Origin of the sequence: Citrobacter sp. R56 (genome assembly GCF_016811995.1) — a bacterium.
Lineage (GTDB): Bacteria > Pseudomonadota > Gammaproteobacteria > Enterobacterales > Enterobacteriaceae > Citrobacter_D > Citrobacter_D enshiensis.
This window is the reverse complement of record NZ_CP069159.1, coordinates 1,276,708-1,302,988: the sequence shown is the minus strand read 5'-3', so window position 1 is coordinate 1,302,988 and position 26,281 is coordinate 1,276,708. Positions and strand designations below refer to the sequence as shown.

Annotated in this window: 17 protein-coding genes; 2 read left to right on the top strand and 15 right to left on the bottom strand. The window is 53.3% G+C overall.

The window, feature by feature from the left end:
* The first annotated feature begins 345 nt into the window (after positions 1-345).
* Entirely contained in the window at positions 346-537 is a 192-nt protein-coding gene (locus JM656_RS06220) for a YfgG family protein (RefSeq protein ID WP_192613055.1), read from the top strand.
* A 129-nt stretch (positions 538-666) separates the two neighbouring features.
* Here the strand turns inward: JM656_RS06220 and JM656_RS06215 are convergent, their stop codons facing one another.
* From JM656_RS06215 to guaB, 4 genes are all read right to left on the bottom strand, one after another.
* Positions 667-3,111 (bottom strand): trimethylamine-N-oxide reductase 2, encoded by a 2,445-nt coding sequence (locus tag JM656_RS06215; RefSeq protein WP_203360427.1) that lies wholly within the window; start codon positions 3,109-3,111, stop codon positions 667-669.
* A gap of 21 nt (positions 3,112-3,132) precedes the next feature.
* On the bottom strand, positions 3,133-4,227 hold the full coding sequence (locus tag JM656_RS06210) for a NapC/NirT family cytochrome c (protein ID WP_203360426.1): 1,095 nt from the start codon (positions 4,225-4,227) through the stop codon (positions 3,133-3,135).
* Between the two features lie 618 nt (positions 4,228-4,845).
* On the bottom strand, positions 4,846-6,423 hold the full coding sequence (gene guaA / locus JM656_RS06205) for a glutamine-hydrolyzing GMP synthase (RefSeq protein WP_203360425.1): 1,578 nt from the start codon (positions 6,421-6,423) through the stop codon (positions 4,846-4,848).
* 68 nt (positions 6,424-6,491) lie between these two features.
* Positions 6,492-7,958 carry an IMP dehydrogenase gene (guaB, locus tag JM656_RS06200; RefSeq protein WP_203360424.1) on the bottom strand — a complete coding sequence of 489 codons (1,467 nt, stop codon included), beginning with the start codon at positions 7,956-7,958 and terminating at the stop codon, positions 6,492-6,494.
* Between the two features lie 161 nt (positions 7,959-8,119).
* On the opposite strand from guaB, the gene xseA reads away from it, so the two are divergent.
* Positions 8,120-9,499, top strand: a complete 1,380-nt coding sequence (xseA, locus tag JM656_RS06195; RefSeq protein ID WP_203360423.1) for an exodeoxyribonuclease VII large subunit — start codon at positions 8,120-8,122, stop codon at positions 9,497-9,499.
* Positions 9,500-9,504: 5 nt separating this feature from the next.
* Here xseA and JM656_RS06190 read toward each other — a convergent pair whose 3' ends face one another.
* The 11 genes from JM656_RS06190 to JM656_RS06140 all read right to left on the bottom strand — a co-directional run bounded on the left by JM656_RS06190 (position 9,505) and on the right by JM656_RS06140 (position 26,251).
* A complete protein-coding gene (locus tag JM656_RS06190) occupies positions 9,505-9,726 on the bottom strand; it encodes a zinc ribbon domain-containing protein (RefSeq protein WP_203360422.1) in 222 nt (73 codons plus the stop codon).
* Positions 9,727-9,784: 58 nt separating this feature from the next.
* The gene (gene der, locus JM656_RS06185) at positions 9,785-11,257 is read right to left on the bottom strand and encodes a ribosome biogenesis GTPase Der (RefSeq protein WP_192613062.1); all 1,473 of its coding nucleotides are present in this window, start codon (positions 11,255-11,257) and stop codon (positions 9,785-9,787) included.
* Positions 11,258-11,373: 116 nt separating this feature from the next.
* Positions 11,374-12,552 (bottom strand): outer membrane protein assembly factor BamB, encoded by a 1,179-nt coding sequence (gene bamB / locus JM656_RS06180; protein ID WP_203360421.1) that lies wholly within the window; start codon positions 12,550-12,552, stop codon positions 11,374-11,376.
* 10 nt (positions 12,553-12,562) lie between these two features.
* Positions 12,563-13,183 carry a YfgM family protein gene (locus JM656_RS06175; RefSeq protein ID WP_203360420.1) on the bottom strand — a complete coding sequence of 207 codons (621 nt, stop codon included), beginning with the start codon at positions 13,181-13,183 and terminating at the stop codon, positions 12,563-12,565.
* A 13-nt stretch (positions 13,184-13,196) separates the two neighbouring features.
* On the bottom strand, positions 13,197-14,471 hold the full coding sequence (gene hisS / locus JM656_RS06170) for a histidine--tRNA ligase (protein ID WP_203360419.1): 1,275 nt from the start codon (positions 14,469-14,471) through the stop codon (positions 13,197-13,199).
* Between the two features lie 110 nt (positions 14,472-14,581).
* Positions 14,582-15,700, bottom strand: a complete 1,119-nt coding sequence (gene ispG, locus JM656_RS06165) for a flavodoxin-dependent (E)-4-hydroxy-3-methylbut-2-enyl-diphosphate synthase (RefSeq protein ID WP_203360418.1) — start codon at positions 15,698-15,700, stop codon at positions 14,582-14,584.
* A 26-nt stretch (positions 15,701-15,726) separates the two neighbouring features.
* Positions 15,727-16,737, bottom strand: a complete 1,011-nt coding sequence (rodZ, locus tag JM656_RS06160) for a cytoskeleton protein RodZ (RefSeq protein ID WP_203360417.1) — start codon at positions 16,735-16,737, stop codon at positions 15,727-15,729.
* A 292-nt stretch (positions 16,738-17,029) separates the two neighbouring features.
* The gene (locus JM656_RS06155; protein ID WP_203360416.1) at positions 17,030-18,196 is read right to left on the bottom strand and encodes a bifunctional tRNA (adenosine(37)-C2)-methyltransferase TrmG/ribosomal RNA large subunit methyltransferase RlmN; all 1,167 of its coding nucleotides are present in this window, start codon (positions 18,194-18,196) and stop codon (positions 17,030-17,032) included.
* A 168-nt stretch (positions 18,197-18,364) separates the two neighbouring features.
* Positions 18,365-18,796: a nucleoside-diphosphate kinase gene (ndk, locus tag JM656_RS06150; RefSeq protein ID WP_162379108.1), complete on the bottom strand. Its 432-nt coding sequence runs from the start codon at positions 18,794-18,796 to the stop codon at positions 18,365-18,367.
* 174 nt (positions 18,797-18,970) lie between these two features.
* Positions 18,971-21,283 (bottom strand): peptidoglycan glycosyltransferase PbpC, encoded by a 2,313-nt coding sequence (gene pbpC / locus JM656_RS06145; protein WP_203360415.1) that lies wholly within the window; start codon positions 21,281-21,283, stop codon positions 18,971-18,973.
* Positions 21,284-26,251, bottom strand: a complete 4,968-nt coding sequence (locus JM656_RS06140) for an alpha-2-macroglobulin (protein ID WP_203360414.1) — start codon at positions 26,249-26,251, stop codon at positions 21,284-21,286.
* Between the last annotated feature and the right edge of the window lie 30 nt (positions 26,252-26,281).

Below are 26,281 nucleotides of genomic sequence, written 5' to 3'. Positions count from 1 at the left end.
AGCAGAACCTCCGTTTCCTGAAGGCTTTATTCAGACAGGCATCCCACCTGACGTCAGAACAATGATGAAAAACTCATCACAATTGTGGAGCATAGATTTTAGTTATCGTCAGCGCGTAACATTTGACTTATGTCAAATAACTCACTTATCACTAATTAATTATTCCTTTATTTCTGCTGTTTTATCATTAAGTTATTATTTATTTAAATATTAAATTTATTTCTCATAACATTAAAAGATAAATTGACTGACGTATTTTTACATAATGAAGAATTGACCATCGCCTCACAGTGTGCCTTAATGTCATTATCGCCCACGCGTTGGGCCCACCCTAAGGAACCTTTTGTGAGTCAGGCAACCAGTATGCGAAAACGACATCGATTTAACACTCGCATGACCCGTATCGTACTGCTTATCAGTTTTCTCTTCTTTTTTGGACGTTTCGTCTACTCTTCTATTGGCGCCTGGCATCATCATCAGGATAAAAAAGAATCACAACAATCAACCCTGACGACTGAAACGCCATCACAGTCATAATCTGTTCGCGACTAAAAACTCCCCACATCGTTGTAATTTAATATATTTTTATTCAACCCTGGCATTGGGCAGTAAAAACGGGAGTACGCAGACTCCCGTTTTGTTCAGATAAACTGACAATGCACCGTTTTACAAAGTGACAATCGCAGGCTCGTCAAACGCGGTCAGTTTTGGCGCTTCGCCGGTGAATTTTTCTGCGTAGACCAGTGACGTATTACCCGCGCAACCGTTCGCCAGTCGGGAAGTCGGAATATCCGCAGTCAGTACGTTAGCGCCGCCATTTTTACAGATCCCATTCTCCAGATCCGGCCAGGCCCCTTCATGAATGCAGATAATCCCGGGTTTGATTCCATCACTGACGCGCGCCCCCACCAGCACTTGTCCGCGACCGTTCCATACCCGAACCAAATCACCATCGGAAATACCGCGAGCCTTCGCATCATCCGGGTGAATTGTCACTGGCTCACGATTGGCAATGGCATACTCTTTACGCAGTGAAGCATAATTCAGCTGACTGTGCAGACGATGCGCAGGATGCGCGGTCAGCAACTGCAGCTGATCCTTATCCGCTGAGCCTTTCCACTCATCTGGTTCTAGCCATGAAGCATGCGGCGGACAATCTTTGTAGTGATATCCTTCAATCGTTTTCGAGTAGAGCTCAATCTTTCCACTTGGTGTGCCAAGTGCATTCATCACCGGGTCGCTGCGGAAATCAGCATAGCGAACATACTTGTTATTCTTCTCGTTCTCGCGCATCTCGATCAATTTATTCTGTTGCCAGAAGGTATTGAACTGAGGCATCGCCACACGCTGCGTACGCGCGGCCTTTTGCGCAGCGTCGTAGAATTGTTTCAGCCACGCCATTTCATCTTTGCCTTCGGTATAGACAGCTTTACCGCCCGCTTTGAGCATCTCCGCCAGATCGGCAAACACATCAAAGTCATTGCGCGCTTCAAACTGAGGCTCAATAACCTGCTTCATCGGCACGAGATGCTGGTTACTGTAATCCCCGGTCATGGTGAGATCGTTACGTTCAAACGATGTGGTAATCGGCAGAACAATATCGGCGTGTTTGGCTGCCGCAGTCCAGTAGCACTCTGAAATGACAACCAGCTCCGGTTTCTGCCACGCTTTAATTAAACGGTTCGTATCCTGGTGATGGGTAAAGTTCCCGCCACCTGCCCACCAGATCATTTTGATATCCGGGAAGGTTTGTTCTTTACCATTATGCTGATATTTTCCACCCGGGTTTTCGAGCGCTTCAACAATTCGTGCGACAGGAAGGCTCGTCACCGCGTCGGAGACCGCCCAGTCATTGCCTGCAGAGGAGCCGCCTTCAATCTTCGCTGAAATTGCAGGTAATACCCCACCCGTACGCGTCGGGTTACCACCGTTAGAATAATGGTAGGAGAAACCAAAGCCGCCCCCTTCCGTGCCGATTTGCCCCAACATGGCAGCCAGTGTCACCAGCATCCAGTGTTTTTGCTCGCCATACTGCTGACGCTGAATGCCCCAACCCGCCATGAGCATGGTTTTATTACCGGAGAAGATTTCCGCCAGTTTCTCGATTTGCTCTGCAGGTACACCGCATACGCCCGCGGCCCACTTCGCGGTTTTCTCTGTTTTATCGCTTTTACCCAGCAGGTACTCTTCAAACTGTGGATAACCGGTCGTGTATTTCTCAAGGAAGGCCTTATCATGCAGACCCTTTTTCACCAGCGTATGTGCAATGCCCAGCATCATCGCAACATCCGTTCCCATGTGCGGCGCAATCCAGGTGGCATTATCACCAAAAAATTCAATGGTTTCAGATCGCATTGGGTCAATAGCAATCACGCTCTTTCCGGATTTTTTGAGCAAATTAAAGTACTCAAGTCCCTGCTCGTCAGTGCTACTCCAGGCAATTTTTAATGTGTTGAGCGGGTTCATCCCCCACAGCACCACAACCTGGCTGTGTTCAAGAATCATCGGCCACGTTGTCTGCTGTTCGTAGACTTCCACCGATCCGACGACATAAGGCAGAATCACTTGTGCCGCACCGGTAGAATAATCACCGGAATGACCTGCATACCCCCCCGCCATGCTCATGTAACGTTGCAACAGGGTTTGTGCTTTGTGCAACACACCGCTGGAACGCCAGCCATAAGAACCGGCAAATACCGAAGCTGGGCCATAGCTGCTACGGATCCGGCTGTGCTGCTCATGGATAAGTTTAAGCGCCTGCTCCCAACTCACACGGACAAAAGGATCGCTTCCCCGTTTACCCTCTGCCTTTCCTGGATTTTCCAGATAGCTTTTACGCACCATCGGGTATTTTATACGCGCGCTGGTATGAACCTGGTCAGGGGCTGTCTGTTGCAATGAGTTAGGAATTGTTTTTTGTAATGCCCCTTTCGAAGAGACAACCTTCCCGTCTTTGACTTCGACATAAATAGCCCCCCAGCGCGCCGCTGTCAGAACTGCGCCGCCTCCTGGTCCTGCTGCCCATGCGGGCATCGGGATCATTGAAGAAATCGCCATAGTCCCGGTTGCCGCGCCAGCCGTTTTAATAAAGTCACGTCTTGTGAGTTTCATGATTTCTCCTGGAGTTGTCGCTTATTTATTCATGTCTTTTGCGTTGTACTGGAAATAACGACTCAGAATATCCAGCTCGTTTTCACTGATGTTGGTTCGTGCTCCCATCCCCTTTGCCACCGAAGGCCAGGCATTGAGGGTAAAGTGCTTCGCGGGGATCGGCGCATGGCAACCTGCGCAATACACATTGTCGAGCTTACGCGCGTAATCCCACATAGGTTCACGACTGGCCAGGGAAGAAGCACTCCACTCCCCCTGTAGCGCAACGTCCCGCCACGCATTGCCATACTCATCTTTCTTCCAGTCAGAGAGTACGTTCAGCGCCTGCAGTCCTTTTTCACTCAGGCTGGCAAGCACAAGTCGCTGACCTGGCGCGTAATAAATGACCTGTTCACTGCCCTGCATCTGGCTACCGCGAATTTCAACATGACGCGAGGTTCCTGAAGTTTTCAGCACATGCAGTTGCGTCGCCGGATAAAGCGTCGCCAGATCGCCAAGCGCGCCAGCGCTGACAACATAGAGCTCTTTCGTTGATGCGGGGGTTGAGGCCGCCTGTGCTTCAAGCCCTTGTAACGCGGTATCGTCCATTTTTATTTCTGGAGGGAAGTGGGCGACCCCTTTGTGGCAGTCGATACAGGTTTGTTTTTCCTTAGCGCCCATCTCATGCATCTTTCGGGCATCCGCGCTTTGCGCTTCGAGATCCATGGCATCCATGCTGTGACAACTGCGGCAGGTCGCTGAGTCACTGGCTTTGAGTTCTGCCCATACTGTTTGCGCCATTTCCAGACGATGGTCTTCAAATTTTTCGGGGGTATCGATCTTTTTAGTAATGAACTGGTGATAGATATCTTTCGAAGCACGCAGTTTAGCGAACAAGTAATCCACACCACCTTGCGGAAGGTGACAATCTGCGCACTCCGCACGGATTCCCTTCTGATTCTGAAAATGTTTGGACCCCTGATATTCCTCATAAGGCGCCTGCATCGTATGACACGACAAACAAAATTCCGTACTGGACGTTTTGTGCAATGTCCATTGCGCGGCCAAAATAATAAACACCCCAAGAATGGCCCCCAGAAGCACCATCCATATAACTATTCTATTTATTTTTTTCATCGTATACCCTGGCAAGCCCAAATACCCTTTTATAGGTAGACATTAAATAGGCGCCACAGGTGACTTATTGACATTCATCAATTGAAAAGGAAGAAGAAACAGACAAAGAAGAAACTATGAATGACGTCTCAATTCAGAAACAGCGAGAGATTAAAGCAAAAATGACACTAAAAATAGTGAGTTAACCCCCCAACACTGGATTATTAAACTAAATAAAAAGCACTACTACGAATAAAATTTTGACAGCACCAAATATTATCATCTGCATCTGAAAAATGCACATCGTTATATAATTAAATACATAATGATTTTACACCTAAGACCAAACGCTTTATATAATTCACTTTATTTATGGTTAGAAAAAGATATTCCAATACTATATTTAAAATATCCTAAAAGCGCATAATCATTGACCAGAGTGCTGCTTCTGAGCAATTTCCATCATCATATATAAATCATTTAAATGTTGTCATTTTATTTGATAGATTTTATAAATATATTTATCCCACATAATTTTCAACGTCTGGGAATTTATAACACACATAAAAAAACCCTCTGTAAAAACAGAGGGTTGATTTCATTTTTTCCTGCGCATGAACAGAGCAGAGGGACTCGTGATTATTCCCACTCAATCGTAGCTGGCGGCTTGCCGCTGATGTCATACACCACGCGGGAGATGCCGTTCACTTCGTTGATGATGCGGTTGGAAACGCGGCCCAGGAAGTCATACGGCAGATGCGCCCAGTGCGCAGTCATGAAGTCGATAGTTTCGACAGCACGCAGGGAAACAACCCAGTCGTACTTACGACCATCGCCCATCACACCCACAGAACGTACCGGCAGGAAGACGGTGAATGCCTGGCTCACTTTGTTGTACAGGTCAGCTTTATGCAGCTCTTCGATAAAGATAGCGTCTGCACGACGCAGCAGGTCGCAGTACTCTTTCTTCACTTCGCCCAGCACGCGAACGCCAAGACCTGGCCCCGGGAACGGGTGACGGTAGAGCATGTTGTACGGCAGGCCCAGTTCCAGACCAATTTTACGCACTTCATCTTTGAACAGCTCACGCAGCGGCTCAACCAGACCCATCTTCATCTCTTTCGGCAAGCCGCCCACGTTGTGGTGAGATTTGATGACGTGTGCTTTACCGGTCGCAGAAGCGGCAGACTCGATAACGTCCGGGTAGATGGTACCCTGCGCCAGCCATTTTACGTCTTCCAGTTTCAGTGCTTCTTCGTCGAAGACTTCAACAAAGACGCGGCCGATAATTTTACGTTTCGCTTCCGGATCGTTTTCACCCGCCAGCGCATCGAGGAAGCGTTTTTCGCCTTCCACGTGAACGATGTTCAGACCGAAATGGTCACCAAACATGTCCATCACCTGCTCGGCTTCGTTCAGGCGCAGAAGACCGTTATCCACGAAGACGCAGGTCAGGTTTTTGCCAATAGCACGATGCAGCAGCATTGCTGTGACAGAGGAGTCTACGCCGCCGGAAAGACCGAGGATCACTTTATCGTCGCCCACCTGCTCGCGGATGCGGGCAACGGCGTCGTCGATAATTTTCGCCGGGGTCCACAGTGCTTCACACTGGCAGATGTCGCGCACAAAGCGCTCCAGCATACGCAGGCCCTGACGCGTGTGAGTCACTTCCGGGTGGAACTGCACGCCGTAGAACCGTTTTTCTTCATTGGCCATAATGGCGAACGGGCAGGTTTCGGTGCTGGCGACCGTGACAAAGTCAGCCGGAATCGCGGTCACTTTGTCGCCGTGGCTCATCCACACATCCAGCAGCGGTTTACCCTCTGCGGTCAGGGAATCTTCAATACCACGCGTCAGGGCGCTGTCGGTTTTCACTTCAACCTGCGCGTAACCGAATTCACGTTCGTTAGAGCTTTCAACATGACCGCCCAACTGCATTGCCATGGTCTGCATGCCATAGCAAACGCCGAAGACCGGAACACCCGCTTCAAACACGTACTGCGGTGCGCGTGGGCTATTGTCTTCAGTGGTACTTTCCGGACCGCCGGAAAGGATGATGCCGCTTGGATTGAATTCGCGAATTTGTGCTTCCGTAACATCCCACGCCCACAGTTCGCAGTAAACGCCAAGTTCACGCACGCGACGCGCCACCAGCTGAGTGTACTGAGAACCGAAATCCAGGATGAGAATGCGATGTTTATGAATGTTTTCCGTCATTGACGCTAATTCCGAGGCAAGTGAAACAGATTAAATAAATCGCCCGACACAAGGTCGGGCGAAGAAAATCAGGAGCCCAGACGGTAGTTCGGGGACTCTTTGGTGATCGTCACATCGTGAACGTGACTTTCCTGAATGCCCGCACCGCTGATGCGTACAAACTCTGCTTTGGTACGCAACTCGTCAATGGTACCACAACCGGTCAGCCCCATACAGGAGCGCAGGCCGCCCATCTGCTGGTGAATGATCTCTTTCAGGCGACCTTTATAGGCAACGCGACCTTCGATACCTTCCGGCACCAGTTTGTCAGCGGCGTTATCGCTCTGGAAGTAACGGTCAGAGGAACCTTTGGACATCGCGCCAAGAGAACCCATACCGCGGTAAGATTTGTAAGAACGCCCCTGGTACAGCTCGATTTCGCCCGGGGATTCTTCAGTACCTGCCAGCATGGAACCGACCATCACGGCAGCCGCGCCTGCTGCGATCGCTTTCGCGATATCACCTGAGAAACGGATACCGCCGTCTGCGATAACCGGAATACCAGTACCTTCCAGCGCTTCAACCGCGTCAGATACGGCAGTGATCTGCGGAACCCCGACGCCAGTAACGATACGAGTCGTACAGATAGAACCAGGACCGATACCGACTTTCACCGCGCTCACGCCAGCGTCAGCCAACGCACGTGCGCCAGCGCCAGTCGCCACGTTGCCACCGATGATTTGCAGATCCGGGTATTTTGCACGGGTTTCACGAATACGTTGCAGCACGCCTTCGGAATGGCCGTGAGAGGAGTCGATCAGCAGCACGTCAACACCGGCAGCCACCAGCGCATCAACGCGCTCTTCGTTGCCCGCGCCTGCGCCGACTGCCGCGCCAACGCGCAAACGGCCATGCTCATCTTTACAGGAGTTTGGTTTACGTTCCGCTTTCTGGAAGTCTTTTACGGTAATCATGCCGCGCAGATGGAAACCACTGTCAACTACCAGGGCTTTTTCAACGCGTTTTTCGTGCATTTTCGCTAACACTACGTCACGGGCTTCGCCTTCACGAACGGTGACCAGACGCTCTTTCGGCGTCATGTATACGCTCACCGGCTGGTTCAGGTCGGTCACAAAACGGACATCACGACCGGTGATAATGCCAACCAGTTCGTAATCTTCAGTGACGACCGGGTAACCGGCAAAACCATTACGTTCGGTCAGCTCTTTGACTTCACGCAGCGTGGTGGTAGGCAGGACAGTCTGTGGGTCGGTCACAACACCAGACTCATGTTTTTTCACGCGGCGAACTTCTTCAGCCTGGCGCTCAATAGACATGTTCTTGTGGATAAAACCGATGCCGCCTTCCTGCGCCAGGGCAATCGCCAGACGCGCTTCCGTCACGGTGTCCATTGCTGCAGAGAGCATAGGAATGTTCAGGCGAATGGTTTTCGTTAACTGCGTGCTGAGATCGGCAGTATTCGGCAGAACGGTAGAATGAGCGGGAACGAGGAGGACGTCGTCAAACGTCAAAGCTTCTTTAGCAATACGTAGCATGGGCAATATCTCTGACCTGGGGGTGGTTAAATATTGCCGTGGCATTATACAGAGCGGAACCGATTGCTTCCACACTTTTTTGCAAATAATACTTGCGCTCCTCTGTGGGCGGGTTACTATCGACTGAATAACCTGCTGATTTAGAATTTGATCCCGCTCACATGTTATCCGCTCAAACCACCTCAATTTTTACTGTCACCCGCCTCAACCAGACGGTTCGTTTGTTGCTTGAACAGGAAATGGGGCAGGTATGGATCAGCGGCGAAATCTCAAATTTTACCCAGCCCTCTTCCGGTCACTGGTACTTCACGCTAAAAGACGACACCGCCCAGGTCCGCTGCGCCATGTTTCGCAACAGCAACCGCCGCGTCACCTTTCGTCCGCAGCACGGTCAGCAAGTTCTGGTGCGCGCCAATATTACGCTCTATGAACCACGCGGCGACTATCAAATTATTGTCGAAAGCATGCAGCCCGCGGGTGAAGGGTTACTTCAGCAGAAATATGAGCAGCTAAAAGCAACGTTGCAGGCTGAGGGTCTTTTCGATCAGCAGTTAAAGAAACCACTTCCCTCCCCCGCACACTGCGTAGGGGTGATTACCTCTAAAACCGGGGCTGCGCTGCACGATATTCTCCACGTCCTGAAACGTCGCGATCCATCGCTGCCGGTGATCATTTACCCGACGGCCGTACAGGGCGATGACGCACCGGGTCAAATCGTCCGAGCCATTGAACTGGCGAATGCCCGCAACGAGTGTGACGTGTTGATTGTCGGGCGCGGCGGTGGTTCGCTGGAAGATTTATGGAGCTTCAACGACGAGCGCGTTGCGCGGGCTATTTTTGCCAGCCAGATTCCGGTGGTCAGCGCCGTCGGCCATGAAACCGACGTCACGATTGCTGATTTTGTTGCCGACCTGCGGGCACCGACACCTTCCGCAGCTGCGGAAATTGTCAGTCGCAATCAGCAGGAATTGCTGCGGCAGGTACAGTCTGCACAGCAACGGCTGGAGATGGCGATGGATTATTATCTCGCCAACCGTACGCGCCGTTTTACACAGCTTCATCACCGCTTACAGCAGCAGCATCCGCAGCTACGGCTGGCGCGCCAGCAAACCGCGCTGGAGCGTCTGCAAAAAAGGATGAGTTTTGCCCTGGAGAACCAGCTCAAACGCGCGTCGTCGCAACAGCAACGTCTGATTCAACGCCTGAATCAGCAAAGTCCGCAGCCGCGAATTCATCGTGCCCAGACGCGTATCCAGCAACTGGAATATCGCCTGACGGAAACGTTCCGCGCGAAGCTCAGCGCCACGCGTGAACGCTTCGGTAACGCCGTGACCCACCTTGAGGCCGTCAGTCCACTTTCTACACTGGCGCGTGGTTATAGCGTGACCCGCACTGCCGATGGCGCAGTGCTGAAGCAGGTTAAACAGGTGAAGGCAGGAGAAATAATGACTACTCGCCTGAAAGATGGCTGGGTGGAGAGCCAGATAACCGACGTTAAGCCAGTGAAAGCTCCCCGAAAACGCAAACCCGCGAGTCAGTAATCGCGTTATTCGTTATTAATAACGAACTCAACCCGCTTTTTTGAAATAAGACCGTGACCATTCTGGCAAAAATAATCCACCGCGCCACAGGCTTTTAAAACCTGCAGGGGCTGATGGCAATCCGGGCAGCGTGCTTCCAGTTTGAAATCTTTTTCACATGACGCACAGTGCGCTGTTTCGCCATTGCGTTCCAGTGCCTGGTGACAGACGGGACAAATGAGTTCCATACATCCTCCTCACAATCCTGTTGATGACACCCTCCCCGGAACGGAGAGGGTGAGCAGATTACTTACTTTTCTTGATGTGCTTGATCAGACGCTTACGCTTACGCATCTGGGTTGGGGTCAGCGTATTGCGTTTGTTGGCATACGGGTTTTCCCCTTCCTTAAACTGAATGCGGATCGGCGTCCCCATCACTTCCAGCGACTTACGGAAGTAGTTCATCAGATAACGCTTGTAGGAGTCCGGTAAATCTTTCACCTGGTTACCGTGGATCACCACGATTGGCGGGTTATAACCACCGGCATGGGCATATTTCAACTTCACGCGACGACCACGCACCAGCGGCGGCTGGTGATCTTCTGCCGCCATCGTCATGATACGGGTCAGCATCGCCGTGCTCACGCGACGCGTTGAGCTGTCATAAGCCTCACGGATAGATTCAAACAGGTTGCCTACACCGCTGCCGTGCAAGGCAGAAATAAAGTGTACGCGGGCAAAGTCGATAAAGCCCAGACGGAAGTCCAGCGTCTCTTTTACCTGCTCTCTAACTTCCTGGCTCAGGCCATCCCATTTGTTCACCACAATAACAAGTGAGCGCCCACTATTGAGGATGAAGCCCAGCAGCGACAGATCCTGATCGGAAATACCTTCGCGAGCGTCAATCACCAGCATCACCACGTTGGCGTCTTCAATCGCCTGCAACGTCTTGATAACGGAGAATTTTTCTACCGCGTCAGTGATTTTACCGCGTTTGCGAACACCCGCAGTATCAATCAGTACATACTCACGCTCGTCGCGCTCCATTGGGATATAGATGCTGTCACGCGTCGTGCCCGGCATGTCATAAACGACAACACGATCTTCACCCAAAATACGGTTAGTGAGTGTAGACTTACCTACGTTCGGGCGGCCAACGATAGCCAGCTTGATCGGCAAGTCTTGCGGGTTGAAATCATCTTCCGGCTCTTCTTCACCGTTTTCTTCGGCTGCAAGCTTTGCCCAATACTCCGCGTCTTCATCGACTTCTTCCTGCGGAGCAACATCATCCATCCACGGCAGCAGCACGTGTTCCAGCAGGCTCAGTACACCACGCCCATGAGATGCTGCAATCGGGTGGATTTCACCTAAACCCAGTGAATAGAAATCGACGATCGCCTGGTCAGGATCAAGTCCGTCAGTTTTGTTGGCAACGAGGAACGTCGGTTTCTGGCGAGAACGCAGATGCTGGGCGATGGCTTCATCGGCTGGCATCAGCCCTGCTCGCGCATCAACCATGAACAACACCACATCGGCCTCTTCAATCGCCAGCAGCGACTGTTCCGCCATTCGCGTTTCTACGCCGTCTTCAGTGCCATCAATACCACCGGTATCAATGCAGATAAACTCGCGGCCTTCAACTTCCGCACGACCGTACTTACGGTCACGAGTCAGACCCGGGAAATCCGCAACCAGCGCATCTCGGGTGCGAGTTAGACGGTTAAATAACGTGGATTTTCCGACGTTAGGGCGCCCGACAAGCGCGACCACAGGTACCATGTTTAAAGCCTCATTTAAAAAATCATCAGACAACGCGCACATTTTATGCCGTTGTTAAAAACAGTAAAACGGCCCCTGCACCAGGAGCCGTTTTTCAAAGCGAGCGGCCGTGACGGTTAACGCGTAATTGAATACACCGTGCCGTCTTTTGCCTGGAGCAGCAGTTTACCATCAGCCGATACCGGTTCGGTCAATAAACCGGAGCCGTCTACTTTTTGCTGAGCCACGAAACGACCATCTTCAACGTTGAGCCAGTGCAGATAGCCTTCGCTATCGCCGACCACTAAGTTGCCATTATACAGCGCTGGTGAGGTCAGCAGACGGTGCAGGAGATCGCTTTGCGTCCACAGGGTTACGCCACCGTCAGTGGTCAACGCCATGACACGGTCATTCTGGTCAACGAGGTAAATACGGTTGCCGTCGACGATAAAGTCATTCACCGAACCCAGCTCGCGTTTCCACATAATCTGACCGCTGCGCAGATCAAGCGCCGTCAGGTTACCATTATAAGCCAGCGCGTAAACGACTCCATTGACGATGACCGGCGTCGTATCAACGTCGCTCAGGCGGTCAATTTCAGTCGTCCCTGTAGTTTGCGAAATACGCTGCTGCCAAATCATCTGGCCCTGCTGCATCAGTACCGCACTTACACGGCCATTATCGCCACCCACAATCGCAGCGCCATAAGCGGTCGCTGGGGCAGACTCGCCACGCAGAGAGAGCGACGGCATATCAAGGTTAACGGTCCATTTGATAGCACCATCAGCCTCGTTTAACGCCTGGAGTTGACCGTTGCTGGTATGAATCAGCACCACGCCATCACTGACCACCGGACGGGACAACGCTTCACCGGCGACTTTCGTCTGCCATGCTGGCGTACCGTCGCTGGTATTCAAGGCATACACCTGCGCTTTTTCGCTGCCGATATAAACATGGCCGCCAGAAACGGTCACACCGCCAGAGAGTTGCGCAGAGGCTCTGGAGAACCACCCGTCTTTCTCTCCCAGATTAACAGACCAGACCTCTTTGCCATCGTCTGCATTCAGTGCCTTAACAACGCCAGCACGATCGGCTGCATAGACGACGTTATCCGCCAGAGCAGGATGAAGATTGGAATAGAAATCACCAATACCGTTGCCTACAGAGGTGCTCCAGGCCGTAGACGGTTGAAACTGATTTTCAACTACAGGTAACGGGGACATCTTAACGATATCTTCTTCGCCACTAAACAGTGAACAGCCGCTCACCAGGCTCACGGAAAGCAGCCCTGGCAGAAGTAATTTACGCAATTGCATCGGGTCCCTCTCAGATGGACAAATTATTGATTTTCATCTGCATCATTTCGCTCAGCGCTGGGGTAGCGTCGCTCTTCACGCCAGCTTCCCATGCGCTACGCGCGCCTTGTTTATCACCTTTACTCAGCAATGCTTCCCCACGCAAATCGGCTACAATGGCTGCCCACCCTTCACCTTTGATGGTGTCGAGCGTTTTCAGCGCAGTATCCGCTTGCTTGAGTTGCATCTGAACGCGGGCCAGACGCAGATTGATCACCGCTTTGAGATTCTCATCGCTGGTGGCCGTCAACCCCTGTTGTAACTGGGCAGCGGCTTTCTCAAGTTCATTTTTATCAACAAACTGCTGCGCCAGTTCCATAGAGGCCAGCGCGCCGTAAGTATTTTTGTTTTCTGCAGCAAATTTCTCCGCAGCAGGAAGGCTCTCCGGTTTGCCCGCACTCACTGCGGTTACCGCATTTTGATAGGCCAGAGAAGCAGAACGTGCTGACTCTGTCTGATGGCTGGTCCAGTAGCGCCAACCAACCAGCGCACCAACCCCTAAAATAACCCCAACAACCAGCGCTTTACCGTTCTCAGCAAAGAAACGTTTGATCGCATCAATCTGATCGTTTTCGTTCTCGTAAATTTCCACGCTGTCCTTCTCCTTAACGAGTCAAAGTGCGCAAATGTGCGGCAACGCTATCCTGCGCGACTGTCGTTTGCTCACCAGAGCGCAAATCCTTCACAACCACAGTACCGTCGGCCACTTCAGTCTCACCCAGCACCAATGCAACGCTGGCGCCCCATTTGTCGGCACGGGCAAACTGTTTTTTAAAGTTGCCGCCACCGTGGTTTGTCATCAGTTTTACGCCTGGGATTTCATCACGCAGACGTTCAGCGAAGATCATTGCAGCAGACTGCGTATCAACGCCTGAAGCGACCAGGTATATATCGACAACAGGATCGACGTTAAATTCCGGATTAACTGCCTGAACAAGCAAAACAAGTCGTTCGAGACCCATGGCAAAACCGACTGCCGGGGCTGCGCGACCGCCAAGTTGCTCCACCAGACCGTCATAACGACCACCCGCACATACGGTGCCTTGCGAGCCCAGGCTGTTGGTGACCCATTCAAAGACGGTGCGGTTGTAGTAGTCGAGACCGCGCACCAGACGCTGGTTGACGGTGTAGGCTATACCTGCTGCTTCAAGCAACTTGCACAGACCCGTGAAGTGTTCGCGTGAGTCGTCGTCCAGATAATCACCCAGCGCCGGGGCGTCGTTGAGCAACGCCTGCACTTCCGGATTTTTGGAATCCAGAACACGCAACGGATTGGTGTACATACGGCGTTTGCAGTCTTCGTCCAGCTTCTCTTTATGCTGTTCGAGGAAGGCAACCAGCGCATCACGATAGTTAGCACGAGCTTCAAGTGAACCGATAGAGTTCAGCTCAAGGCTGACATGCTCAGAAATACCCAGCGCACGCCACCAGCGCGCAGTGAGCAGGATCAACTCGGCATCAATGTCCGGGCCTTGCAGGCCAAACACTTCGACACCCAGCTGATGGAATTGACGATAACGTCCTTTCTGTGGACGTTCGTGGCGGAACATCGGCCCGATATACCACAGACGCTGTTCCTGATTGTACAGGAGACCATGTTCGATGCCGGCGCGTACACAGCCCGCCGTCCCTTCGGGACGCAATGTCAGGCTATCGCCGTTACGGTCCTCAAAGGTGTACATCTCTTTTTCAACCACGTCAGTAACTTCACCGATCGCGCGTTTGAATAACGGGGTCTGCTCTACAATCGGCAAGCGGATTTCACTGTAACCGTAGCTGCCGAGCACGTTTTTGAGTGTGCCTTCAATGCGCTGCCAGATGGCGGTTTCGCCAGGCAGATAATCGTTCATGCCGCGAATGGCTTGAATGTTTTTTGCCACGTTTATTCTCTTTCTGAATATAAAAATGAACCCTCAGCGCTTCCCCAAACGGTGCGGGAGCCATGCGGGTTCAATCATACACGGGAAGCACGCCGCTTCCCATCACGTTATTATTTTTCAACCTGCTGCACGTCAATTCGACGCGCTTCATCCAGGATGCTGGCTTTCGCACGAATGCGGGCTTCAAGCTGCGTGATCATATCGTCGTTGTCGAGACGGTCTTTACGCACACCGTCTTCGTAGAGGCCGCTTTTCTTGTTACCGCCCGTCACACCCAACGTAGAAACCAGCGCTTCGCCCGGTCCGTTGACAACGCAGCCGATAATCGAAACGTCCATTGGCGTAATGATATCTTCCAGACGTTGTTCCAGCGCGTTCACCGTACCGATGACGTCGAACTCCTGGCGAGAACAGGTTGGACACGCGATAAAGTTGATCCCGCGGGCACGAATACGCAGCGATTTCAGAATATCGAAACCGACTTTGATCTCTTCCAGCGGATCGGCAGCCAGCGAGACGCGCAGCGTATCGCCAATCCCTTCCGACAGCAGTAACCCCAAACCAATCGCGGATTTCACTGCGCCACTGCGCGCGCCGCCCGCCTCGGTGATCCCGAGATGCAAGGGTTGTTCGATTTGGCGCGCCAGCAAACGATAGGATTCAACCGCCAAAAAGACATCGGAGGCTTTAACGCTGACTTTAAACTGGTCAAAATTGAGACGATCGAGATGATCCACATGGCGCATTGCGGATTCCAGCAACGCTTGCGGTGTCGGTTCACCGTATTTTTCCTGGAGATCTTTTTCCAGCGATCCGGCGTTAACGCCGATGCGGATCGGGATGTTTTTGTCGCGAGCGCAATCCACCACCATGCGAATACGCTCTTCACTGCCAATATTGCCTGGATTAATCCGCAAACAATCGACACCGTACTCCGCCACTTTTAGCGCAATGCGATAGTCAAAATGGATATCGGCAACCAGAGGTACGTTGACCTGCTGTTTGATCAGTTTAAACGCTTCGGCAGCATCCATCGTCGGTACAGAGACACGAACAATATCGGCGCCAACGCGTTCAAGCGCTTTGATTTGATTGACCGTCGCCGCCACATCTGTGGTACGCGTATTGGTCATAGATTGTACGGCGATGGGAGCACCATCGCCAATCGGCACATTCCCAACGTAAATACGTTTCGACTTTCTACGTTGAATTGGGGCCTGGTTATGCATGAAAAATCTCCCGCATTGCCCGTCTGTTACTGAGCCGGTGATTGTTCGGCATTAACGGTCAGACGTGCAACCTGGTTAGTTCTGATAAAACGGCTAAGATCGACAGGCTTTCCTTGATACTGGATCTGTACCGCGGCCGGAGCACCAATTTTAAGCTTGTAAGGCGCCTGGCCCGTTAAGTTTAAATTGCCATCTTTACGCTGCATACCGCTAAACAACTTTTTACCTGTTGCATCAGTCACTTCTAACCAGCAATCGGCAGTGAAGTTCATGACCAGCGCATTGGGATCAACCGCAGGCGTCGTTACACCAGCCTGGTCAGCCGGCAATGGCGCACCCGGGGCGACTGGAGCAACAGCAGGAGCCGTCGTTGCGGTATCAACGTTAGCCTGAGAAGGAGCAACAACCGCATTTTGTTGCGCATCTGCCGTCGGCGCAGCAGATGTCGCTTCCGCCGCCTGCTGCTCAGTTGTCGCTGCCGTATTCGCGGCGTCCGCAGGCGCTTGTGCGTTATTCTGGCTTGCCGTCGCGCTGGTATCCAGCGGCACGCTCTGCGAGCTCTCGTTACTGGCGTTCAGCTCAGCGGTGGATTGATCGGCCATCGTGGTGATCTCTTCCTGCTGCGCCTTGTGATTTTGCCACCACCAGGCACCCGTCAGGCCAACGACCACAAACAGAATCAGCCAAGTGAACGTCATCAACCAGCCATCGCGTTTTTTACGACGCTTGCCGAGAGAAAAACTTTGCATCGGGGCGACTTTGCCCGGTCGAATCGGTGCCTGCTTTTCCAGCCCTGGCAGCAGCTCTTCTTCAGGAATATGCACCAGACGTGCGTAAGAACGGATATACCCGCGCAGGAACGTTGAAGCGAGATCGGCTGGCGCCTTATCTTCTTCAATGTCGCGTACCGTGGAAACCTTCAGGCAAAGTCGCTCCGCGACTGCCTGCTGGCTGAGTCCGAGTTGTTCACGGGCATTGCGCAGACGAACGCCGGTGGTTTGTGCTTCATTTTGGTCGTGCGTGGCTTCAGTATTCATTCGCTACAGCTGCAGGTACGTGTAAATAAGGGTTCAGGTGCCGGCGAGCCACAATGCCCACCCGCACCGCGAAACATCAGGTCAGTTAACCTTAGTCGGACAGTATAAGACTGTCAGGTTACTCATGACAAAACAGCTAAAGCCTAAGGCTAAACTATTGTTGCACCGCTACATACTGCCCTAAAGTCGACAAAAACGCACCGTTAATATTGACCTGAGAGATATAGCAATACCCTCAAAATAGCTTACCTTAGTGCTGCGGTAGATTAATTATACCGCAGCGTAACTAACATCAAACCGCTTTAATGTCGATTGCCTCACCCTGCATGCGCTTACGCAGAGTGCGTTTAGTACGGTCAATCACGTCACCCGCCAACTGGCCGCAGGCTGCATCAATATCATCACCGCGGGTTTTACGCACGATGGTGGTGAAGCCGTAGCCCATCAACACCTTGGAGAAACGGTCAATCCGGCTGTTTGAACTGCGTCCATACGGTGCGCCCGGGAACGGGTTCCACGGAATCAGGTTAATCTTGCACGGCGTATCTTTCAGCAATTCCGCCAGTTGATGCGCATGTTCAGTGCCGTCGTTAACATGATCGAGCATGACATACTCAATCGTGACGCGCCCCTGGTTCGCATTGGATTTCTCCAGATAGCGACGAACTGAGCTCAGGAACGTTTCGATATTGTACTTTTTGTTGATAGGAACGATTTCATCACGAATTTCATCGTTCGGCGCATGCAGGGAAATTGCCAGCGCAACGTCAATCATATCACCCAGTTTGTCCAACGCGGGTACAACACCGGAGGTGGACAGGGTAACGCGACGCTTTGATAAACCGAATCCGAAATCATCCAGCATGATTTCCATAGCAGGAACGACGTTGGTCAGGTTGAGTAATGGCTCGCCCATCCCCATCATCACCACATTGGTGATAGGACGTTGCCCGGTGACTTTCGCAGCACCGACAATCTTCGCCGCCCGCCACACCTGGCCGATAATTTCCGACACGCGCAGGTTACGGTTAAAGCCTTGCTGCGCGGTTGAGCAGAATTTACACTCCAGCGCACAACCCACCTGTGAAGAGACGCACAGGGTGGCGCGATCGTCTTCCGGGATGTAGACCGTTTCAACACGCTGATCGCCAACCGCAATCGCCCATTTGATGGTGCCGTCAGATGAACGCTGCTCTTCAACCACCTCTGGCGCGCGGATTTCCGCCACCTCTTTCAGCTTACCACGCAATACCTTGTTGATATCGGTCATATCATCAAAGTCATCGCTGCAATAGTGGTACATCCACTTCATCACCTGGTCGGCGCGGAAGGGCTTTTCACCTAATTCTTTAAAAAACTCGCGCATCTGCTGGCGGTTGAGATCCAACAGATTAATTTTACCCTCTTTATTAGGGACTACTGGGGTGATGCTTTCAGACGTGACAATTTGTTCAGACATAATCGATTCCGGCCTCGTTATTACACGTTATGGCCCCTGGAGGGTTGAAAAAAGAAACGCCCCGGTGAGCGGTGCTCGTCCGGGGGCGCTGCATTGTACAAATTCTATCGCAAGGATGCCACGCTTGCGCGAGACATTAGCGAAAATAATGTGTAAAAGCGTGCTCGATTAGCGAGTACGCGGGCACACTTCGCCTTCGCCAAAGAAATAGGCGATTTCACGTGCAGCAGACTCAGCGGAATCAGAACCGTGGGTGCCGTTTTCGGTGAAGCTGTCAGCGTAGTCAGCACGCAGGGTGCCTGCCAGCGCATTAGCCGGGTTGGTTGCCCCCAGCAGGTCGCGATGACGCTGAACGGCGTTTTCACTTTCCAGTACGGAAACGACGATCGGGCCAGAGGTCATGAACTCTACCAGGCCGTCGAAGAAAGGTTTACCGTCGTGCTCTGCATAGAATCCACGCGCCTGCTCAACGGTCAGGTGCAACATTTTAGTACCGACAATTTTAAACCCTGCTGCTTCAAAGCGCGCAAAGATGTTGCCAATAACGTTTTTTGCCACCGCGTTTGGTTTGATGATGGAAAAAGTACGTTCAATAGCCATGATTACCTCTGAATATGTTCTGTTGTTGTATACCCGCCAGGGTTTATATACGCATGTACGACCTGGCGCGGATTATAATGGCCCTCCAGCCAATTGACCATTGACAGAGGTAACATTTTTTTAAAATAAAACGAGCATTAGCAACAATTCTACGCAATCTGGTCTACTTTCCGGCTACTGCAAAGTAAATCTCACTGTCGCCACCTGCCCCGCATCATCCATCACCAGGAGCTGATACTCCCCTTTTTCCGCAATGCGTAACGTGATATTCCGCCCGCGCTCTTGCAGCCGTTCACCATTCAAAAACCACCAACGCGCTTCTGTTCCACCACGGGTTTGGATCGGTAAAGAGGCTTCTGGCGTTCCGGGTAAGCACCTCAGAATCGCGCCGTCGAGAACCCCTGTCAACTGGAGGGGTAAAAGCGCCCCCTGCCCCAACGGCGGACAGGTGGTTGAAACCGGCGGAAGCCGCGATGCGCGGCGCTCGGAGGCTGGAAGCCAGGGTTCAAGCGGTAACGGCCATACAATCAGCGTTTGCTCGCGTGCCTGCGGGCAGTCAGCCGCGACACGTTTTCCCGAGTCATCCAGCCAGACCGGAAAATGGATACCGTTTATCCCTTCCTGTTCAGGTAGCAACAACGTTGGCGGTTGGCTGCCCTCCAGTAGCCATGTCGCCAGTCGGCGGCGGCAGTTCGGCTCTGTAGCGGGAAGTGATTGTCCCCCAGGCCAACAAATCACGCCCTGACTGACCGATGGCGGGCGCGGATCTTCAGGCTGAACAGTTGTCCGCGCCTGCAAAATATTGTTCACCTGATTTAGTAACGGGACGGCGCTTGCGAATCCAAACTGTCCCACAACTGGCGTGCCGTCTGGCCTGCCCGTCCAGACTCCAATGATATAGCGCGCATTAAGTCCGATTGCCCAGGCATCACGATAGCCATAGCTGGTGCCGGTTTTCCATGCCAGCGGCGCAATCCTCGGCAGCGAATTATCCGGTAAAGGCTGCGCCTCATCCGCCATAATTCGCCGGATAATCCACGCCGCGCCGGGCGACATCAGCGGGCGTTCTTGTAACGGGTCGTCAGGCTGAAGCCGCAAAGTACCGGCTTTGCCATGACGCGCAAAAGCGCTCCAGGCTGCGGTCATCTCATCCAGCTTCGCCCCTGCGCCCCCCAGAATCAGTGAAAGATTGGGGGCTGCCCCGGCAGGTAAATAGAGCGGCAACCCCACATTGCGAAGTTTGGCGGCAAAACGTTTTGGCCCATACGCCTCCAGCACTTGTACCGCGGGTAAATTCAGCGAACGCACCAACGCCTCGCTCATGCTGACCGGACCATGAAAGCCACTGTCAAAATTCCCCGGACGATAATCACCGGTACGGCGCGGGACGTCCTGTAATAATGACGCCGGATGGATCAGCCCTTCATCCAGCGCCAGACCGTAAACAAACGGTTTGAGCAGCGATCCCGGCGATCGGATAGCATTGACCATATTGACATGACCAAAACGACTGTCGTCGTTCAGGTCCACCGATCCCACCCAGCCGCGCACGCTCATATCCGTGTGATCAACAACGATCATCGCCAGTGAACTGCGGGCGGGAAGCCTGCTTTTCCAGGTCTGGGCAAGCTCTTCCAGTTGATACTGTAATCCCGCATCCAGCGTGGTTACGATTTTGTCGCTTTTGCTTTTCCCGAGCATCATGCGCGAAAAAAGCGGCGCCAGCTGCGGCATTTTCCGGGGCGACAGCCAGACAGGTTCTTCACGGGATTCCTGCACGATTTTTACCGACCAGATGGCCTGAGTCGCCATCCGTTCCAGCACTTTATTTCGCGCCGCTTGTGCGCGCTCCGGCCAGCGATCGGGGCGCAAACGACTGGGTGCCTGCGGTAAAACGGCCAGCAATGCTGCTTCTGAGTAGCTCAGTTGTCCTGGCGGTTTGCCGAGATAGACCCAGCTTGCTGCGCCAATGCCTTGCAGCGTTCCCCCAAAGGGCGCGCGGTTAAGATACAACGTCAAAATATCGCGTTTGGAGAGATGCCATTCAAGCTGAAGTGCGCGCCAAAGCTGACGAAATTTGCCACCGAATGTGCGCGGATGGGGATCAAGCAATCTTGCGACCTGCATGGTGAGCGTACTGCCGCCAGACACCACGCGCCCGGAGGAGAGATCCTGCCAGGCAGCGCGTAATACTGAAAACGGGTTTACCCCCGGATGCTTCCAGAACCAGCGATCTTCATAATTGATGAGCGCTTCCAGATATCGGGGCGACACCTCTTCGATCGTCACCGGATAACGCCAGATACCGTCCGCATCGGCAAAACGCCAAAGCGGTACGCCGTCATGCGCCACCACCACCCGTGCAGGATTCACCTCTCTGAGCGGTAGCGGCCAGATTTTATCTGCACCCCATACCAAAAAGAGAATGAACAGGGGGGCGGCTATCAGCCCAATCCAATAGCCGCGTTTTCCTCGAAAACCCATCATTTACGGTGTGACAATCATAAGCCCTTCGGTTGTCCCGGTCGCCCGCCACTGTGGAACATACATTGATTCCACCTGCGGAACCGGCACCTGATAAGTCCCCGGCGTCACCGCTCGCGCGAGGTAGACCAGCGTCACGGGCTGTCCTTCATTTACCGCGACGGCAGCAACAAAGCGGTCGTCTCTGAATTCCAGATGTTGGATATCCGCCTGCTGCATCTGGCTCAACAGATTCTGCACCGCGCTACCGCTGTCCTGCAGGCTGGCGCTGCCGTTCGCCAGATTCTGGTTTTCCAGTTCAAGCCCGGCAGGTAATAAATCCACGACCAGAGCATCGGGTACATTCTGGCTGGCTTTCACCGTCAACGAAACCAGCACCAGTTCGCCGCTGCGCAGTGACGAGAGCGATTTACGCTGCCCGTCGGTCCCCAGGATCTGGCGTTCAATTTGCAGAACCTGACTTGTCGACGCAGGGGCAGAATTCGGATAACCGCTGCTGTCCAGACGCAGCCACAGCGGTTGATCGCCACTGTTGGTGACGGCAAGAGTCGATAACTGGTCAGCATCAAGATTACGCGTTTGCGCGTTCGTGCCCGCAAGCGGCTGCTCTGAAAGCGACGTCTGTGCCTGCCAGTTCCCCGGCAAATCCTGCAAGGTTCGCGCGGCAAGGAACAGGGCATTACTTTCCTGAGTGGAAAGCCAGCGCTGACCGAATGCCTGCTCAGACAAGGTGTTCAGCAAGGTATTTTGCACATCCGGTTTGAGTTTATTCTCCTCCAGCAGCGACAACATCAGCGCGTTATCGCGCAGCGAACTGCCGTAATCCGCCATCCACTGCTGCGTATCACGCCGCGGTGTATTGAGTGCCAGCGTCAACGCTTGCTCACTGCGAGTGGCATCGCCCATGTTTTTCAGCGCAATACCCAATTGCAACAGGGGTAAGCCTGATGCAGCCTGAGCATGACGTTCCCAGATCTCACGCAACGCGCCCAACGGCGCTTTTTGCTGGCGTGCCAGTACCAGCGCAGCGTACGCCTGCACCGCAAATTTGCTGGCCGGAGTATCATCGCTATAGCGGATCGACATCATGCCCGGGTCCTGCAGATAACGAAGCAGGCGTTCATTGCCACGGTTAACGGCCTCCGTTGGCACGCTATACCCTTGCTCGCCAGCGCGCACGAGGAAGTCCATCGCATAGGCCGTCAGCCAATACTCTTCCGGACCGTTTTTATCCCACAGAGCAAAACCGCCGTTATCACGCTGCATCTGCAACAAACGAGAAATACCGATATCAACCGCCGCACGACGTTTTTCATCGCTATCGCCCGCAATCTCCAGCGCCTTCAGTTGTGCCGCATTGGTATAAAGTGAAGGGAACAGGCCGCTGGCGGTCTGCTCAAGACACCCATACGGATACGCTTTCAATTCACGAATATAACGCGCCAGATTCAGCGGCGGTTTGCCGCTCAACAGCAATTGTCCCTGTAGCGTAGCCGGAGAGAAATTCTCCAGATTCTGCGCAGGCGCACGCCAGGTTTCTCCGGGTTGCAGAGTGACGCCGCTGTTTACCGTCTGGGCAGGCCAGGCAGGGCGTACCCCAATCTTCCACTGTTTATTCTGCGCAGCAATGGTTTCACCCGGCAGGTTTACTCCGTTGATCGTTGCCTGTAATTCGCCATCGCCAAAGCCCTCAAGAGCACGAACGGGAATAAACAACGTTGTCCTGACGCCCGGCGCCAGATTGACGGGATCTGGCTGTTGGCTCACCAGTTCGAGTAATCCGCTAGCGGTCAGCGCGATATTGAGCGTTTGCGGTTTGTCAGTCAGGTTCGTGACGTCCAGCGTCAGACGCGAGGTATCGCCAGCAGCCATAAAGCGCGGGGTGTTCAGCTCCGCAATGACCGGTGCTGCAACGACCACCTTGCTTTCACTGCTGCCGAAATCTCCGGTAGTCCACGCCTGCGCCATCACCCGCAGTTCACCATTAAAATCACCAATCGGCAGAGTCACCGTGCCTTCACCCTGTTCATTGAGCGCCACCGGCAGCGCCTGCTGCGCCACAATGTTCACATGGTTGACCGGCGGTTTACCGCCGCGTTTGAGTGCGTCGCCATCCCCGCCAAAGCGAAGCGCCGCCAGACGCCCCTGACCTTCAATTACCTGGCCGTAAATATCATAGATATCTGCGCCATAGCGTTTTTGCCCGAAGAACGCCTGCCACGGATCCGGCGTCACGTAGTCCGTAATATTCAGCACTCCGCTGTCCACGGCAGACACCAGCACATTAACCTGCTTTGGCGTCTCGCCCTGTTTGACGCTGGCTTTCACTTTCACGGTCAGCGGTTGATTGGGTCGCATCTTTTCTGGTGTGTCCAGGCTCAGATCCAGACGGCGGGTTTCGTCCCCTAACGGCAGATGTAATAACCCGACAGCGCGTTTCGGCGTGGCTGAGCGTGATTTATCGCCAGGGCGCACCACCAGCGCGCTCAGGTATACATCGTGGCGATTCCAGGTTTTATCGATCGGAATTGCAAGTTCAAGCCCCCCGGCGGGGACATCAATTTCTTTCCACCACAGTGGACCGTCGCTCGATTCCACCATCGCATACCCTTTGCCCGCAGCAGGTGCAGCGATATGTAATTTGAGGGTGTCGCCAGGGCGATAGGTCGGTTTATCCAGTTTCAGCGTGACACGATCCGGACGGGCAGCGCCGCTGCCATCGCTGTTATCCTGCCAGCTGTATCCGGCCCAGAATCTCACGCTACTGACCACGTCGTTTGGTGCTTTCACCTCCAGACGATAGGAACCCCAGTCAACGGGGAAGCTGACTTTGCCGGTTTCATCCGCGTTAAGATCGAGAGACTGCTCCCCTTCCACCAGATCTTTTTGATCAAACTGTGATTCCCAGCCTTCGCTTTCTGACCAGTTCCAGTAGTAATCACGTCGCTCGCGAATCAAACGCACCTGTAATCCTGAAACCGCTTTTTTTGCACCCTGCGCATCGGCATAGACAATGTCAAAAGCCGCATTGCTGCCTTCGTCAACAATCGGCTGATTCACCGTGGTGTCCGTGCGGTAGTCATACACGGCTTTCGCGGCGAATTGTGGGCGAATGCCTGGCAACGCCTCCGCCGGCCAGATAGCCTGTTCAGCACGGCGCGTCACCGGGCGTCCCCCCGACTCCAGCAAGCTTGCCTGCAGGATCACCTGCAACGGCGAATGCGCCTCTTGCCACTGGCTTGCCGTAGTCACCTCACCGCGACCTGTATCATCCAGCGTGAGCTGAACTTCATCGAGACTACGGGAGAGATTCTCCTCAGCAATATTGCCAAACTGGAATCCCGGCAGCGCCGGTACTGCGTCTCGCAGCGGGCGCAAAAACAGTTGCCCTTGCAACGCATTACCATTTGCCGGTGCGCCATACAGGTAGTAGCCGACGACCGAGAATTTCACCTCATCGGCGGGGGCTATTGGTGTTTTTTGTGCCGTCAGGTTGAGCGCCATCCGCTCGGGCATAAAGTCTTCAACGTGGAAATCCCACATCCGCGACTGGTTATCGCCGGTGTTCGCGCGGATGTGCCACATGCCGGTCGCCGCGCCACTGTCCAGCGGATAGGTAAAGCGATACAAGCCGTTTTCTGGCTGGCTCACCACCGTACGCAACACCTGACCGTCCGGTTTCACCACTTCCAGTTTGACGGGTTGATCGGGTAACGCGTTGCCGTCGCTGTCACGCAGTAACCCATTGAGGATCACCGTTTCGCCAGGACGATAGAGATCGCGGGGACCAAACATAAAGAACTGTTTGCTGTAACCGGGTGCGCCCGCAATATTAAATTCAGCCAGATCCAGCGCCGGCAATTTCAAATCCAGGAGCGTGGTTTGTCCGTCTTTTCTCGCCAGCAATAACGCCGCGTTTTTGTCCGTCTCCAGTTGGACATGTCCCTGTGCATCGCTGGTCGCTTGCGCCAGCGTTTGCCCCTTATCATTGAGTAAAGCGACCTCAATGCCCTGTTGCGCGGCGCCGTTCTCCAGGCTTTGGGTAAAAACGTCGAGACGGCTGTGATAACGGTGCGCAGAAACACCGATGTCGCTGAGCGTAAACAGCGTAGCGGCATTGCTGTAGTTATACTGGCCCGCCTGATTCATCACCGCCACATAGACCCCAGCCTGCTGTAATGGCTTAATCTCGCTTAACGGCAAGAGGAGTTTTTCACGGGTATTGCGCGCAGGATTCAGATCAAAGCGACCGGTATAGACCAGATCCGCCATTTTTAGCAGATTGTCGGACTCCCAGTTAGACAGGGCGTTACGGTATTCCCACTGGCTGACGAACGCCGCCAGCGACTCGGGTTTTACACGAAAGAAATTAACATCCACATTGTTCACGTTGAGCGCCATCACCGGCAGGCCTTCAATCACTTTCCCTGGCAGCAACGAGCCGCGGCTGGCGAATCCAACACTCGGCTGAATATCCCGCGTCGTGATGGTTTTCTCATATTCGCTGCCAAACGTGGCTTTATTCAACGCTTTGACATCGCGTTCGACGGTCACGATCAGATCCCGATTTGGCTCAATATGCCGTAATCGCAACTCTTTCAGATTTGGCGCAAGCTCCCAGCCACCATCAATCTTGCCGCTTTTTTTATCAACCACATGTACGGTACGGGAAAAATCTTGCTCAGGATCTAACGGGATCGAGAATGTAAGCACCAGCGCCGCCGCGCCATCCACCTGGACTTCCGATGCATCCAGCAGCGTCAGCGCTTTCCCCTGACTTTGCTGAACCAGCTTCTGCAACTGCGCGGGATCTTTCACCGAGGCAGCTTGTTTCGCAGGGGCAGCATTTTTTTCCTTTGTCGCCTGCGGCGCAGGGGCGGCATTTTTTGCCGCTGTCGTTGCGTTGTCGCTGTTGTCGCATCCAGCCAGCGCCGCCATCAGCAAACAGGCTGCTACACGTAAGTGTTTCATTGTTCATCCCTGGCCACTCAGGCCCGTTAG

Bases quoted from the DNA above. Each gene is read 5' to 3' on its own strand.
- bamB (WP_203360421.1), bottom strand. From the start codon at position 12,552: ATGCAATTGCGTAAATTACTTCTGCCAGGGCTGCTTTCCGTGAGCCTG.
- ndk (WP_162379108.1), bottom strand. From the start codon at position 18,796: ATGGCTATTGAACGTACTTTTTCCATCATCAAACCAAACGCGGTGGCA.
- guaA (WP_203360425.1), bottom strand. From the start codon at position 6,423: ATGACGGAAAACATTCATAAACATCGCATTCTCATCCTGGATTTCGGT.
- rodZ (WP_203360417.1), bottom strand. From the start codon at position 16,737: ATGAATACTGAAGCCACGCACGACCAAAATGAAGCACAAACCACCGGC.
- guaB (WP_203360424.1), bottom strand. From the start codon at position 7,958: ATGCTACGTATTGCTAAAGAAGCTTTGACGTTTGACGACGTCCTCCTC.
- der (WP_192613062.1), bottom strand. From the start codon at position 11,257: ATGGTACCTGTGGTCGCGCTTGTCGGGCGCCCTAACGTCGGAAAATCC.
- pbpC (WP_203360415.1), bottom strand. From the start codon at position 21,283: ATGATGGGTTTTCGAGGAAAACGCGGCTATTGGATTGGGCTGATAGCC.
- xseA (WP_203360423.1), top strand. From the start codon at position 8,120: ATGTTATCCGCTCAAACCACCTCAATTTTTACTGTCACCCGCCTCAAC.
- JM656_RS06190 (WP_203360422.1), bottom strand. From the start codon at position 9,726: ATGGAACTCATTTGTCCCGTCTGTCACCAGGCACTGGAACGCAATGGC.
- JM656_RS06155 (WP_203360416.1), bottom strand. From the start codon at position 18,196: ATGTCTGAACAAATTGTCACGTCTGAAAGCATCACCCCAGTAGTCCCT.
- JM656_RS06210 (WP_203360426.1), bottom strand. From the start codon at position 4,227: ATGAAAAAAATAAATAGAATAGTTATATGGATGGTGCTTCTGGGGGCC.
- JM656_RS06140 (WP_203360414.1), bottom strand. From the start codon at position 26,251: ATGAAACACTTACGTGTAGCAGCCTGTTTGCTGATGGCGGCGCTGGCT.
- JM656_RS06215 (WP_203360427.1), bottom strand. From the start codon at position 3,111: ATGAAACTCACAAGACGTGACTTTATTAAAACGGCTGGCGCGGCAACC.
- ispG (WP_203360418.1), bottom strand. From the start codon at position 15,700: ATGCATAACCAGGCCCCAATTCAACGTAGAAAGTCGAAACGTATTTAC.